Consider the following 13781-nt stretch of genomic DNA (forward strand, 5'->3'; position numbering starts at 1 on the left):
CGGCAGGTTCAGGCGCCGTTGGAGATCCGGTCCAGGCGGATGCGGTTGGCGAACAGGGAGAACGCCAGCTGCCCCGCCAGGCCGTTGGCGCGCGCCACCCAGTCGGGCAGCCAGCGCGGCGGCGCGAGCACGCCGGCGTCGAACAGCGGGTCCAGGCGGGCCACGTCCTGCAGCGTCATCTTGCCCGCGAACAGGCGCCGGCACTGCAGCAGGCGGCCCTCGCGCAGGGCGTGGCGGAAGAAGGTGTGCACTTCGACCAGGCCGCGCAGGTACACCGTGTCCTTGGCGAATGCGCTGCCGCCGGTGACGGGCACGCCGCGGAACACGCGCTGGGTCGAGGAAAAGCTTTCCGCCGCGTCCTGGCCCGCGTCCCGGAACCAGTCGAACACCTGCAGGAAATCCGCGCCGGCCAGCGCCATCGAGATCGCCGTGGTGCGCAGGCTCACCCGCTTCATGCGCTCGATGTCGATGCTGCCGGTGATCAGTTCGGCCAGCACCGCCAGGCCCTCCTGGGTGGCGGTGACCCGCGGCGAGGACATCGCCAGGCTCGGCAGGGTGGCCTGGGCGCGGCCGTTGAGCGCGGTCAGCGAGTGCACCAGCGCTTCGTGGTGCAGCAGCTGGGCGCGGTCGTAGTCGCTGAAGGCGGCGCCGTCGCGCAGGCGGATGCGGTAGGCGCCGGCGGCGGCCTTGGCAATCAGCTCCGGGTCCAGCTCCACCGTCACCACGCGCCCTTCGAAGAAGGCGTCGAGCTGGTTCTGCAGCTGCAGCTGCAGGGCGGTGGCCGAGATGGTCACCTGCTCTTCGGGCGCCAGCAGCTCCCGGTCGAGTTCGTCGGCGATCCCGATGAAGTGGCGGGCGGCCTCGCCGGTACTGGTGTCGCCGCCCGGCAGCGGATCGTCCGGATGCCCGTAGAGCATCACCGACATCGCGCCCACGGCCGGCGTGCCCAGGGCCTCGAGCATGCGCGCGGCCAGCGCCCAGTCGCGCGCCGAGTCGGCCAGGTAGGCGCCGAGCGGATGGTCCGGATCGGCGGCGGCGGCGATGGACTCGAGTTCGCGCCGGGCCTCGCCGAAGTCGTGCGCCGGGTACTCGACCCGGGGCAGGCGGCGCTGGCCGCGCGCCAGGTCGGCCAGGAAGTCGCGCTGCACCGTCGCCGGCCAGCTGGCCAGCGACAGCACGCGCAGTTCGCGCGCCGCCCGCACCATGCGGGCATCGAGGGCGGCGTGGTGGGCGATGGCGTCGATCATCGGCAGGCGGCGGCTTCGGAACGCACACGCTAGCGCAGAAGCGGCCGGCAGGCGCGCGGGCGCCGCCACGCCGTGCGCGGCGCGGCCGGCAGATCGACCGCCGCCCGGCGATCGCCTAGGCTCATCCGATGCTTCTTTCCCGCCTGCTTGCCGTATTGGGCGCGCTGGCGCTTGCCAGCTGCGCCAGCCCGCCCTTCGAACGGCCGCACGAGTACGAGCAGCCGCCCGCTGCCGTACGCCCGGCCGATGGTTCGGCCGAACGCGCCGCGCTCAACGGCCGCGTCCACGACGCGGTGGTGCGGTACGCCCAGCAGCTGTTCTACCGGCGCGATGCCGACCGCGCCGGCTTCGCCGCTGCGGCCGCGGCCCTGCGCCCCGACAGCGTGGCGGCGGTCGACGAAGCCGCGCTGTATGCCGGCATCGACCGCCTGCTCCAGACGCTCGACGACGCCCACACCTACGCGCTGTCGCCGACCGCGCGCGCGCGGCGCGCGGCGCAGCGGCACGGGCGGGCGGACGCCAACTGGGGGCTCGCCACCGTCAAGGACGGGCCGCGCACCGTGGTGGCCGCGGTCGATCCAGCCGGCCCGGCGGCCGCGGCGGGCGTGCTCGCCGGATGGCAGCTGGACACGGTGGACGGGCAGCCGCCGGCCAGCGCGCCAGCACCCGTCGCAGGCCGGTCCGCCCACCTTGTTTTCGTGGACGAGGACGGCGGCCGCCACGGCCTCGACCTGGTGGCGCGGGCGATGGAGCCGCCGCCGCGCCGCGAACGGCGGCAGCTCCGCGACGGCATCGCCTATCTGCGTTTCGACGATTTCGACCACGTCAGCGAGGCGTGGCTGGTGCCCGAGCTCGAAGCGCTGGCACGCACCCCGCCACGCGCGCTGGTGCTGGACCTGCGCCGCAACGGCGGTGGCCAGTGGGGCGTGGCCGCCCGCATCCACGCGCGCCTCAATCCTCCACGCGAGGACCTGCTGGTGCTGCACGAGGGGACTGCCGGACACCGGATCCTCGCCAGCACGCCGCGCGACCCCTACACCGGTCCGCTGGCGGTGCTGATCGGTCCCGGCAGCGCCAGCGCGGCCGAACTGCTGGCCGCGCGCCTGCAGGAGACCGGCCGCGCACGCCTGTTCGGCCAGCGCAGCCACGGTGCGGTGGTCGGGACGCGCGGCATCAACCTGCCCGACGGCGGGCTGCTGCGGGTGGGCATGTGGGCCATCACCACGGCCGGCGGACGCAGCCTCGACAAGGTAGGGGTCGATCCCGACGTGGCGCTGGCCCCGGACTGGGACGCGGTGCGCGCCGGGCGGGACCCGGTGCTGGACGCGGCCGTCCAGGCGCTGCTGTCCGCGCCCTGACCCGGCTCAGCGTCGTCCGGGCTTGCCGTCGGGACGTCTCGCGGGCGGCTTTGCGGCGGGACGCGGCGCCGGCTTCTGCGCCAGGCGCGAGGCCAGGCGGTCGGAGGCGATCGCCACCTCGTCGCGCAGCTTGAGGTAGTTGGCCAGCCGGCCCGGATCCAGCGTGCCCGCCTCGACCGCCGCGCGCACGGCGCAGCCGGGTTCGGCGGCGTGGCGGCAGTCGCGGAAGCGGCATTGCGCGGCCAGGGCCTCGATCTCGCCGAAGCCACCCTCGGCCAGTTCCTCCTCGCCGGTCGGCTTGAGTTCGCGCATGCCCGGGGTGTCGATCAGGCAGGCGCCCGAGGGCAGCGCGATCAGCGCGCGGTAGGTGGTGGTGTGGCGGCCGCGCGCGTCGTGCTCGCGCACCGCCGCGGTCTTCATGCGCTCGATCCCGAGCAGGGAATTGGTGAGCGTCGATTTGCCCGCGCCCGAGGAGCCGACCAGCACCGCGGTGGCGCCCGGCTGCAGCCAGGGGTCGAGCGCACGCGCGGCCTCGGGGTCGCGCGCGTTGAGCGCCAGCACCGGCACGCCCTGCGCGGCCACGCCGGCGAGCGCGGCCAAGGCCGCTTCGGGATCGGCGCCGGGGCGGTCGGCCTTGGTCAGCACCACCACCGGGGTGACGCCCTCGGCCTGGACCAGCAGCAGGTAGCGCTCGATCCGGCGCGGGTTGAAGTCGCCGTCCAGGCCGCAGACCACCAGCACCACGTCGATGTTGGCGGCGATCAGCTGCTGGCGGTAGTGCTCGCCGGCCGCGCCGCGCTTGATCGCGCTGCGCCGGGGCAGCAGCGCGACGATGCGCCTGCCGTCCTCGACCAGCACCCAGTCGCCCACCACCGCGCGGTCCTCGGGAGCGACCTTGCCCTTGCGGTAGCCGGGCGGGCGCTGCCATTCCGGCGGCGACTCGACGCTGGCGGCATGGTCGGTTGCATTGGCAACCACGTAGCCGCTGCGGTGCTGCTCGATCACCCGCGCCGGCCCGGCCTTGGGGTGGGCGTCCATCACCTCGGCCCATGGGCCCGCGGTCGGCCGGCCCACCCAGGGCCAGCCGATCGCGCGCAGGGCATCGATGGCGGGAATCAAGCGCGGGCGGCGAGGGTCGTCATGCCCGCGATTCTAGCGCCGGCGCGGCGTATGATCCGGTTTTGCGCGGCCTCCCGCCGCCGGCCCACGTCGATGTCCGCTCCCAGCCTGCCCGTCCGCGAACGCCTGTCCGAAGTCCGCTACGAGATCCGCGGCGAACTCGCCCGGCGCGCCCGCGAGCTCGAGGCCCAGGGACGTACGCTGATCAAGCTCAACATCGGCAATCCGGGCGCCTTCGGCTTCCGCGCGCCCGAGCACCTGCAGCGCGCGATCGCCGACCACATCCACCGCACCGATCCCTACACCCACCAGCAGGGCCTGCCCGAGGCGCGCGAGGCGATCGCCGCGCACCACGTGGCGCGCGGCACGCCCTATGCCTCGCCCGACCGCGTGTTCGTGGGCAACGGCGTGAGCGAGCTGATCGACATCTCGCTGCGCGCCCTGCTCAACCCCGGCGACGAAGTGCTGGTGCCCTCGCCCGACTACCCGCTGTGGTCGGCGGCCACCATCCTCAACGACGGCCGGCCCGTGTTCTACCAGTGCCACCAGGACAACGGCTTCCTGCCCGATCCGGTGGAGATGGAGGCGCTGGTGTCCGCGCGCACCCGCGCGATCGTGCTGATCAATCCCAACAATCCCACCGGCGCCAACTATCCGCGCGAGCTGCTGGAGCGCATCGTGGCCATCGCCGCGAAGCACAACCTGCTGCTGCTGTGCGACGAGATCTACGACAGCATCGTCTACGACGACACCCGCTTCGAGCCGGTGGCGCCGCTGGCCGGCGACGTGCCCTGCCTGTCCTTCGGCGGGCTGAGCAAGGTGCATCGCGCCTGCGGCTGGCGCGTGGGCTGGGCGGTGCTGTCGGGCGATCCGGCGCGCAGCACCGCGTTCCGCCACGCCATGGACCTGCTGGGCGCGCTGCGCCTGTGCGCCAACGTGCCGGGGCAGTTCGCGATCGAGGCCGCGCTCAGTGGCGAGGACACCATCGGCCCGCTGTGCGCGCCGGGCGGTCGCCTGTACGAGGCGCGGCGCGCGGTGGTCGAGGCCTGCGAGGCCAGCGAACACCTGCAGCTGGTGGCGCCGGCCGGCGCGCTCTATGCCTTCCCGGGCGTGGTCGGCGACGCGGCCAGGGGCTTCGACGACCACGGCTTCGCGCTGGAGCTGATGGAGACCGAGGACGTGCTGATCGTGCCCGGCACCAGTTTCAACGTGCCCTACCGCAACCACTTCCGGGTGACGCTGCTGCCGCAGCCGGAGATGGTGCGCGAGGTGTTCGCCCGCATCGACCGCGTGCTCGAGAAGCGCGCGATCGCCAATGGCAAGGTCGTGCCGATGAAGAAGAAGGCGCGGCCGGCGGCGTGAGTCTGCCTGGCGGAACGCATCACCGCCGGCAGGCACGGAGGCCGCTCAACGCGCGGCATTCCCGCTCTGGACCGACGATGGCCGCGGCGGCAGGCCCCCACCCCGGCCCTCCATCCGCAGGCGAGGCGCGTCGTTCCGCACCCGAGGACGACGCACTGATGGCTACCGGTCCGCGCACCCTGCCCTACCTCGCGCTGGGCGACAGCTACACCATCGGCGAGTCGGTGGAAGAAGCGGGCCGCTGGCCGGTACAGCTGGCGCATGCACTGCGCGCCGAAGGCATCGCGCTGGATGATCCGCGGATCATCGCCACCACCGGCTGGACCACGGACGAGCTGTCGGACGCGATCGACGCGGTGCAGCCGGCTTCGGATTTCGCCCTGGTCTCGCTGCTGGTCGGGGTCAACAACCAGTACCGCGGGCGCGGCCTCGACGAATACCGCACCCAGTTCGACGCACTGCTGCAGCGCGCGACCGGTTTCGCCGCCGGCCGCGCCGGCCGCGTGCTGGTGCTGTCGATCCCGGACTGGGGCGTGACGCCGTTCGCCCGGGCCAGCGGGCGCGACACCGCCGCGATCGCGCGCGAACTCGACGCGTTCAACGCGGCGGCGCGGCAGCTGTGCGCGGCGCGCGGCATCGCCTTCGTCGACATCGCGCCGGTCAGCCGCGCGCGCGGCGCCGAACCCGGGATGCTGGCCGGGGACGGCCTGCATCCTTCCGCGGCGATGTACGCGCAATGGGCGCAGCTGGCGCTGCCGGTGGCGCGTCGGTTACTGTCCCGCGATGACTGAACAGACGCTGCGGCCGCTCGACGCCGCCACCGCGAAGGGCATCGCCCGCGCCTTCCTGCCGGCCCGTGTACTGGGCAACCGCTACGACTACTACTACACCCTGACCAAGCTGCGCACCGACCCGCTCTATCCCGGGGTGCTCGACGCGCTGCGCGGCTGCCACGCGCCCGTGCTCGACCTGGGCTGCGGGCTGGGCCTGCTGGCCCACGCGCTGCGTGCGGATGGACAGGACACGTCCTATCTCGGCGTGGACATCGACGCCCCGAAGATCGCGCGTGCCCAGCGCATCGCCGCAAGGTCCGGCCTGCCCGACGTGCACTTCGCGGTGGTCGACCTGTCGCGCGGCTATCCATCGCACCAGGGCAGCGTGGCGATCCTGGACGTGCTGCAGTTCCTCACCCGCGAGCAGCAGGCCACCCTGCTCGACGCGGCGATCGCCATGCTCGCGCCCGGCGCGGTGCTGGTGATGCGGGCCGCGCTCGACGATGGCGGCGCACGCATCCGCCGCACCCGCGCCGGCGACCGGTTCGCCGCGCTCACCGGCTGGATGCCCGACCGGCCCAAGCACTACCCCACCGTGGACGAACTGCAGGCGCGCTTCGACGCGGCCGGCCTGGCGGCGGACATCCGCCCCTGGTTCGGCAATACGCCCTTCAACAACTGGCTGGTGGTCGCGCGCCGCGACTGACGCCGGGGATCAGCCGCGGTCGCCGTCCGGCAGCGTCGCGCGGTAGTCGAGCGCATCGAGCCGCTGCAGCAGCCGGCCGATCATCTCCACGTTGCGCCCGTGCGGCGCGCCCTCGTGCAGCAGCACGATCGCGCCGGGCGCGAGGTCGCGCTCGATCGCAGACACCACCTTGTCGACGTCGCCCTGCACCGCGTCGAAGCCGCGCGCGCTCCAGGCCACGCGCGCCAGCCCCGCCCGTCGCAGCGGCGCGTGCACGAACGGATTGGTATGCCCGACCACCGAACGGAACCAGCGCGGCGCGCGCCCCGCGATCGCGGTGAGCTGGCGCTGCGCGTCCTCGATTTCGCGGAGCATCCGCCCCGGCCCCAGCGCCCAGAACCAGGCCTGCGGATGGGTGGCGCTGTGGTTGCCGATGCCGTGGCCGCGGCGCGCGATCTCGCGCGCCAGCTCCGGGCGCGCCGCCGCGCGGTCGCCGACCAGGAAGAACGTCGCCTTCGCGCCATGCGCGTCGAGCAGGTCGAGGATGGCGGCGGTGTCTTCCGACGGGCCGTCGTCGATGGTCAGCCAGACCTCCCGATCCTGCGTCGGCAGGCGCGCGAGCACCGGCCCGTACAGCGCCGCGCCCGGCGCCAGCACGCCCCACCAGGCCAGCGCATGCGTGGCCAGCATGGACGGCAGGCCGACGCCCCAGCCCCAGCGCCACCAGATCCCCGCCACCAGCAGCTGCGAGAGCAGCAGCAGGGGCAGCCAGGCGTGCGGGTGGCGCGGCGGTCGGTGCGGGGCATGCATGCGCGGATGATGCCATCGCACGCGCCCGCAACGCCGCGTTGCGGGCCCGGCAGGGGCGATCGCGGTACCATGGCCGGCCCGCTCCAAGGATCGCCGTCATGTCCCTCGACCCCGCCCTGCGCGCCCGCATCGAATCGCTGCTGCAGGCCAACCGCGCCGTGCTGTTCATGAAGGGCGAGCCGTCCGCGCCGCAGTGCGGCTTCTCGGCCAAGGCGGTGTCCGCGCTGGATGCGCTGGGCGCCGACTACGCGCACGTGAACGTGCTGGCCGACGGCGAGATCCGCGAAGGCATCAAGGCCTACGGCGACTGGCCGACGATCCCGCAGCTGTACATCGACGGCGAACTGGTGGGCGGCAGCGACATCATCGCGCAGATGGTCAACAGCGGCGAGCTGCATACCGCGCTGGGCCTGCCCGCGCCCGACCGCACGCCGCCGTCGATCACCATCACCCCGGCCGCGCTGGCGATGATCCGACAGGCGATCAGCGACGCCGGTGGCGAAGTGGTGCTGCAGGTGGACGTGGACCGCAACTTCCGCACCCGCCTGAACCTGGCCCCGCCCGACGCCGACGCCGTGGCCACCGAGGTCGAGGGCGTGCGCGTGCAGTTCGACCTGGCCGGCGCGCGCCGCGCCGAAGGCCTGCGCATCGACTTTGCCGACGACATGCGCGGCAAGGGCCTGGTGATCGAGAACCCGAACGCGCCGCCGCCGGTGGTGCAGTCGACCCCGGCCGAGGTCGAAGCGCGCGTGCGCGCCGGCGAAATGGTCCTGGTCGACGTGCGCCCGCCTGAAGAGCGCGCGATCGCGTCGGTGTCCGTGCCGTTCCTGACCCTGGACGCCGGCAGCGCCGGGATCCAGGCGCTGCCGAAGGACCGGCCGATCGCCTTCCTGTGCCACGCCGGCGGCCGCAGCGGCCGCGCCGCCGAGGAATTCCGGATGCTCGGCTTCCGCGACGTGCACAACGTGGACGGCGGCATCAGCGCCTGGTCGGACACGGTGGATCCGTCGATCCCGAAGTACTGAGTCCGGGTCCATGCGACGGGGCCGGCACATCCACCCTGGGGCAATCGTGGTGGCGGTCGTCGCGCTGACGCTGGTCACTGGCGCGACCCTCCACCTTGCTTTCGGCGGTTCCCGGCCATCTCCAGCTGGTTACCAGCCGTGGATCGGCCTGCCCTCCGGCGGCATGGATGCGCATGAACACGCGGTCCGGCAGGTGTTGATCCGAACCGACGCTGCCATGTCATTGGCACGTGAGTGCGGAAACCCCTTTTCCCGGACAGGCGATGGCGAACACTATGTCGCGCACATCGGCGCGGGTGCATTCGGCCCCCCCGCGTGGAGAATCGCGATGGACGTCCGCGGCCGCGACGTCGAGATCCGGTGGAGCGAGAATGGCTTGGTCGGTGCTCCTCCTCCGCCCCCTCCGCAGGGCGCGCCCCTTGGGGTTCGCAGTGCCACGGATGAGAACGTGACGCTTGTGACACCGGTGAGGACGCTTCGCCTGACACGGACGGAAATGGATTCCGTGCGCGCTCGCTGGCGGGATTCATTGCTGTGGGACTCACCCCAGGACAGCATCAGTCTGAACTGCCTCGATGGGAATCCGGTATTTCTGGAGGCCTGCATTGGTGGGCGCTATGCCGCCCGAATGCGAAATTGCGGGACTTCGATGCAAGCCACCGCGCGCCTCTGGGACGCCTTCAACGATGTCTTGCCCGCCCCCTCGCCCGCCTACTGGCGTGATGGGAGTGGCCGTCCCATCCCTCTGGACTGAACCTCAGAACCCGCCGCCTGCGTCCAGCCAGGCCTGCTCCTCAGGCGTGTTGACCCGTCCCAGCGCGCGGTTGCGGTGCGGGAAGCGGCCGAAGCGTTCGATCACGTCCAGGTGCGCCTGCGCATAGCGGGCGTAGCCTTCGTTGCCCAGCGCGTCGAACAGCGCGACCGAGCGACGCTGGTCGGCGAGGTCTTCGGAATGTTCGAACGGCAGGTAGGCGAACGCGCGCAGCTCCGCGTCGACGGCCTGGTCGAGGCCCGCGTCCACCATGCGGCGCGCGTAATGCAGGGCCAGCGGGTCGGTGGCGAAGGCGTGGCCGCTGCCGCGGAAAATGTTGCGCGGGATCTGGTCGAGCAGGACCAGCAGCGCCAGCGCGCCGTCGGCGCTGTCCATCCAGTGCTCGTACTCGCGCCGCGCGGCAGCGAAGTGCGCATCGGCGAAACGCTCGCGGCACTGCAGGTCGAACTGCTCGCCGCCGTTGAACCAGCTGGCGTAACCGGCGTCCCGCCAGAACCCGACCACCGCCTCCGGGGACATGGCGCGTGCGCTCACAGGAACGCCTTTTCGGCCGCGGACGGTTCGTGCCACCAGTCGTTGTCGCGTCCGTTGGCATAGCGCACCGGCGCGGCCGCGAGCTGCGCGTCGTCGACCCCGTCCAGGCAGGCCAGCTGCACGCCGACGAAGGCGCCGCCGGCTTCCGGGATGTCGCCATGGTAATAGGGCCGCACGCCGCAGGTGCTGCAGAACACCCAGTGGACCACGCCGTTGCGGCTGTAGTCGGTGGTGGCGCCCGGATCGGTCAGCAGCCGGAACGCCTCGGGTTTGACCGAGGCCGACCAGTTGCGCGTCTTGCGGCAGATCGAGCAGTTGCACTTGCCGCCGCCGGCGGACAGGTCGAGGTCGACTTCGAACGCCACGTTGCCGCAGTGGCAGCTGCCACGATGGGTCTGGACCGCCATGGAGCCTCCTTGCAGGGACCGGCCGCCAGCATACGCCGCCGGCCGGCGCGCGGCAGCGCTACTCGTCGAAACGCAGGTGGCGCACCGACTTGCCGTGGCGACGGATCAGGCGCAGCGCCTCGATGCCGATCTGGATGTGGCGCTCGACGTATTCGGCGCTGACCTTGGCGTCCGAGGCCTCGGTCTTGACCCCTTCCGGGATCATCGGCTGGTCGCTCACCAGCAGCAGCGCGCCGGACGGGATGCGATTGGCGAAGCCGGCGGCGAAGATGGTCGCGGTTTCCATGTCGATGGCCATGCAGCGCATCGCGCGCAGCCGTTCCTTGAACGCGTCGTCGTGCTCCCAGACGCGGCGGTTGGTGGTGAACACCGTGCCGGTCCAGTAGTCGTGGCCGAGGTCGCGGATCATGGTCGAGACCGCGCGCTGCAGGGCGAAGGCCGGCAGCGCCGGGACCTCCGGCAGCAGGTAGTCGTTGGACGTGCCCTCGCCCCGGATCGCGGCGATCGGCAGCACCAGGTCGCCGAGCTGGTTCTTGCGCTTGAGTCCGCCGCACTTGCCCAGGAACAGCACCGCCCTGGGCCCGATCGCCGAGAGCAGGTCCATCATGGTCGCGGCGTTGGGGCTGCCCATGCCGAAGTTGATCATGGTGATGCCGTCGGCGGTGGCGCTGGGCATCGGCCGGTCGAGCCCGACCACGGGCGCGCCGGTCATGCGGCTGAAGTGGCCGAGGTAGCCGCCGAAGTTGGTCAGCAGGATGTGCTGGCCGAAGTCCGCCAGCGGCACGCCGGTGTAGCGCGGCAGCCAGTTGGCGACGATGTCTTCCTTATCCTTCATCGAAGATCCTCCTGCGGGCATTGTGTCACGCGCCATGACTTTCGGCCGCTTGGCGGAACCGGGGCCAGCGGTTACCGTCGGCCGATCCGTCCCGTGAACAGGCCGCCATGCGCAAACCCCTCACCGCTGCCCTGTGTGCAGCCCTGCTCGCCGGCTGCGCGAGCACCACCGGCCGCGATGCTGCCAGCGCACCGGCCAGCTCCGGCGTGGAGTCCTACGCGAGCACCTACCGCCCGATCGCGGCGCCACCGGTGCTGATCACCGGCGCCACGGTGCTCACCGGCGACGGCCGCCGCCTGGACAACGCCGACGTGCTGCTGCGCGACGGCAGGGTCGAGCAGGTGGGCAGCGGCCTGTCGGCCGGCGCCGACGCGGTGCGCGTGGACGGCAGCGGCAAGTGGGTCACGCCCGGCCTGATCGACGTGCACTCGCACCTGGGCGTGTACCCCAGCCCCGGGGCCAGCGCGCACAGCGACGGCAACGAGGCGACCGCGCCGGTCACCGCACAGGTCTGGGCCGAGCATTCGGTGTGGCCGCAGGATCCGGGCTTCGGCGCGGCGCTGGCCGGCGGCGTGACCGCGCTGCAGATCCTGCCCGGTTCGGCCAACCTGGTCGGCGGGCGCGGGGTCACGCTCAAGAACGTCGCCGCCACCACCGCGCAGGGCATGAAGTTCCCCGACGCGCCGCACGGGCTGAAGATGGCCTGCGGCGAGAACCCCAAGCGCGTCTACGGCCAGAAGGGCGGCCCGTCCACGCGCATGGGCAACGTGGCCGGCTACCGCGCGGCCTTCATCGAGGCGCAGGACTACGCGCGCAAGCGCGACAAGGACGCCTCCACCAAGCGCGACCTCAAGCTCGAGACCCTGGCCGGCGCCATGGCCGGCGACATCCTGGTGCACATCCACTGCTACCGCGCCGACGAGATGGCGCAGATGCTGGACCTGGCCCGGGAGTTCGACTTCAAGGTCACCGCCTTCCACCACGGCGTGGAGGCCTACAAGCTGGCCGACCGGCTCGCCGCCGAAGGCGTGTGCGGCGCGCTCTGGGCCGACTGGTGGGGCTTCAAGATGGAGGCCTTCGACGGCATCCAGGAGAACATCGCCATCGTCGACCGCGCGCCGGGCGGCTGCGCGATCGTGCACTCGGACTCGGACGAGGGCATCCAGCGCCTCAACCAGGAAGCGGCCAAGGTGATCGCCAACGCGCGCCGCGTCGGCATCGAGATCGCACCCGAGCACGCGATCCGCTGGATCACCCAGAACGCGGCCCGCGCGCTGGGCGTGGGCGAGGTCACCGGCACACTCGCGCCGGGCAAGATGGCCGACGTGGTGCTCTGGAACGGCAATCCCTTCAGCGTCTACGCGCAGGCCGAACAGGTCTGGATCGACGGCGCCCACGTCTACGACCGCCACGATCCATCGCGCCAGCCGGTCACCGACTTCATGCTCGGCCAGCCGGTCGCGCAGGGAGGTGCGCGATGAGCCGCCCGGTCCGCAAGCGCGCCGGCCTCGCCGCCGCCCTGCTCGCCGCGCTGCTGCCGCTGTCGGCGGCCGCCCAGGACGTGCTGATCCGCAATGCGACCGTGCACACCGCCGGCGAGCGCGGCACGCTGCGCGGCGCCGACGTGATGGTGCAGGGTGGCCGAATCGCCGCCATCGGCAGCGGCCTGCAGGCCGGTGCCGCGCAGGTGGTCGATGCGCAGGGCCAGCCGCTGACGCCGACCTTCTTCGGCGGCCTGACCGGCATCGGCATCGAGGAGGTCTCGGGCGAAGCCTCGACCCGCGATGCCTCGCTGGCGCTGGGCGAGAACGCCAAGGACATCACCGTCCGTCCCGAGTTCGACGTGACCCTGGCCTACAACCCCGAGTCGATCCTGCTGCCGGTGGCGCGGGTGGAAGGCATCGGCTTCACCCTGCTCAGCGCGGGCACGGTCTCGGGCGGCTCGATCGTCGGCGGACAGGGCGCGGTGGTGCGCCTGGACGGCAGCCCCGATCCGGCCGGCCCGAAGGTGCTGTTCCTGTCGCTCGGCGCGGGCGCCTCCAACCTCAGCGGTGCCTCGCGCGCCGGCCAGTGGATGCTGCTGCAGCAGCTGGTCGACGAGGCGCAGGGCCGGATCCCGGCCGACTCGCAGTTCGCCCTGCTCACGCCCGCCGGCCGCGCCACGCTGAACCGCTTCCTGGACAACCGCGGACTGATGGTGGTCGAGGTCGATCGCGCCAGCGACATCCGCCAGCTGCTGCGCTGGGCGCAGAAGCAGCGGGTGCGCGTGGCCATCTCCGGCGGCGCCGAGGCCTGGAAGCTCGCCGGCGAACTCGCCTCGGCGCAGGTGCCGGTGTTCCTCGATCCGCTGGTCAACCTGCCGGGCAATTTCGACCGCCTCGGCGCGACGCTGGAAAACGCCGCGCGCCTGCACGCGGCCGGCGTGCAGGTCGGCTTCAGCCAGTCGGGCGACGCCTCGCACAATGCGCGCAAGGTGCGCCAGCTGGCCGGCAACGCGGTGGCCAACGGCCTGCCCTGGGACGCGGCGCTGGCCGGGCTGACCCGGGTGCCGGCGCAGGCCTTCGGCGTCGGCGACCGCCTCGGCACGATCGCGGTCGGACAGACCGCCGACCTGGTGCTGTGGAGCGGCGACCCGCTCGACGTGGCCCACACCGCGCGCCAGGTCTGGCTGGGCGGGCGGGCGATGCCGATGCGCTCGCGCCAGACCGAACTGCGCGACCGCTACCTGCGTCCTGCCCCGTCCGCCGAGTCCGGGGCGCTGCCGCGCGCCTACCCGGCCCGCGCAGACTGAACGCGGGGCCGCCGCGCGCCGCCTGCCACGCCGCGGCGCGACGGTGGAACGGTCCGCTTTGAC

Annotated in this window: 13 protein-coding genes; 7 read left to right on the plus strand and 6 right to left on the minus strand. The window is 72.7% G+C overall.

The window, feature by feature from the left end; genetic code table 11:
* Positions 1-8 precede the first annotated feature (8 nt).
* Positions 9-1247, minus strand: a complete 1239-nt coding sequence (locus ACFQ2D_RS10420; RefSeq protein ID WP_280941408.1) for a flavohemoglobin expression-modulating QEGLA motif protein — start codon at positions 1245-1247, stop codon at positions 9-11.
* Positions 1248-1375: 128 nt separating this feature from the next.
* On the opposite strand from ACFQ2D_RS10420, the gene ACFQ2D_RS10425 reads away from it, so the two are divergent.
* Positions 1376-2605, plus strand: coding sequence for a S41 family peptidase (locus ACFQ2D_RS10425; protein WP_280941407.1), 1230 nt, complete (start codon positions 1376-1378; stop codon positions 2603-2605).
* 6 nt (positions 2606-2611) lie between these two features.
* On the opposite strand, the gene rsgA is transcribed toward ACFQ2D_RS10425, so the two are convergent.
* Positions 2612-3724: a ribosome small subunit-dependent GTPase A gene (rsgA, locus tag ACFQ2D_RS10430; RefSeq protein WP_280941406.1), complete on the minus strand. Its 1113-nt coding sequence runs from the start codon at positions 3722-3724 to the stop codon at positions 2612-2614.
* 93 nt (positions 3725-3817) lie between these two features.
* Between rsgA and ACFQ2D_RS10435 the strand changes: the two genes are divergently transcribed.
* From ACFQ2D_RS10435 to ACFQ2D_RS10445, 3 genes are all read left to right on the plus strand, one after another.
* Positions 3818-5086 (plus strand): aminotransferase class I/II-fold pyridoxal phosphate-dependent enzyme, encoded by a 1269-nt coding sequence (locus ACFQ2D_RS10435; RefSeq protein ID WP_280941405.1) that lies wholly within the window; start codon positions 3818-3820, stop codon positions 5084-5086.
* A gap of 158 nt (positions 5087-5244) precedes the next feature.
* Positions 5245-5877, plus strand: coding sequence for an SGNH/GDSL hydrolase family protein (locus tag ACFQ2D_RS10440; RefSeq protein ID WP_280941404.1), 633 nt, complete (start codon positions 5245-5247; stop codon positions 5875-5877).
* Complete coding sequence (locus tag ACFQ2D_RS10445) at positions 5870-6565, plus strand: class I SAM-dependent methyltransferase (RefSeq protein ID WP_280941403.1); 696 nt, start codon at positions 5870-5872, stop codon at positions 6563-6565. Before ACFQ2D_RS10440 ends, ACFQ2D_RS10445 begins: the two co-directional genes overlap by 8 nt.
* A 9-nt stretch (positions 6566-6574) precedes the next feature.
* On the opposite strand, the gene ACFQ2D_RS10450 is transcribed toward ACFQ2D_RS10445, so the two are convergent.
* The gene (locus ACFQ2D_RS10450) at positions 6575-7354 is read right to left on the minus strand and encodes a polysaccharide deacetylase family protein (protein WP_280941402.1); all 780 of its coding nucleotides are present in this window, start codon (positions 7352-7354) and stop codon (positions 6575-6577) included.
* A 98-nt stretch (positions 7355-7452) separates the two neighbouring features.
* On the opposite strand from ACFQ2D_RS10450, the gene grxD reads away from it, so the two are divergent.
* A complete protein-coding gene (grxD, locus tag ACFQ2D_RS10455; RefSeq protein WP_280941401.1) occupies positions 7453-8379 on the plus strand; it encodes a Grx4 family monothiol glutaredoxin in 927 nt (308 codons plus the stop codon).
* 757 nt (positions 8380-9136) lie between these two features.
* On the opposite strand, the gene ACFQ2D_RS10460 is transcribed toward grxD, so the two are convergent.
* The 3 genes from ACFQ2D_RS10460 to ACFQ2D_RS10470 are packed head-to-tail and all read right to left on the minus strand — an operon-like array spanning position 9137 to position 10927.
* Positions 9137-9670 carry a DUF924 family protein gene (locus ACFQ2D_RS10460; RefSeq protein ID WP_280941538.1) on the minus strand — a complete coding sequence of 178 codons (534 nt, stop codon included), beginning with the start codon at positions 9668-9670 and terminating at the stop codon, positions 9137-9139.
* An 11-nt stretch (positions 9671-9681) separates the two neighbouring features.
* Positions 9682-10092, minus strand: coding sequence for a GFA family protein (locus ACFQ2D_RS10465; protein ID WP_280941400.1), 411 nt, complete (start codon positions 10090-10092; stop codon positions 9682-9684).
* A 58-nt stretch (positions 10093-10150) separates the two neighbouring features.
* On the minus strand, positions 10151-10927 hold the full coding sequence (locus ACFQ2D_RS10470) for an AMP nucleosidase (protein ID WP_280941399.1): 777 nt from the start codon (positions 10925-10927) through the stop codon (positions 10151-10153).
* A 107-nt stretch (positions 10928-11034) separates the two neighbouring features.
* Between ACFQ2D_RS10470 and ACFQ2D_RS10475 the strand changes: the two genes are divergently transcribed.
* Together ACFQ2D_RS10475 and ACFQ2D_RS10480 are read left to right on the plus strand one after the other, a co-directional pair.
* Positions 11035-12408 (plus strand): amidohydrolase, encoded by a 1374-nt coding sequence (locus tag ACFQ2D_RS10475; RefSeq protein ID WP_280941398.1) that lies wholly within the window; start codon positions 11035-11037, stop codon positions 12406-12408.
* Complete coding sequence (locus tag ACFQ2D_RS10480; RefSeq protein WP_280941397.1) at positions 12405-13718, plus strand: amidohydrolase family protein; 1314 nt, start codon at positions 12405-12407, stop codon at positions 13716-13718. Before ACFQ2D_RS10475 ends, ACFQ2D_RS10480 begins: the two co-directional genes overlap by 4 nt.
* Positions 13719-13781: the final 63 nt, after the last annotated feature.

This window comes from Luteimonas composti (assembly GCF_042678665.1).
In the GTDB taxonomy this organism is placed as follows: domain Bacteria; phylum Pseudomonadota; class Gammaproteobacteria; order Xanthomonadales; family Xanthomonadaceae; genus Luteimonas; species Luteimonas composti.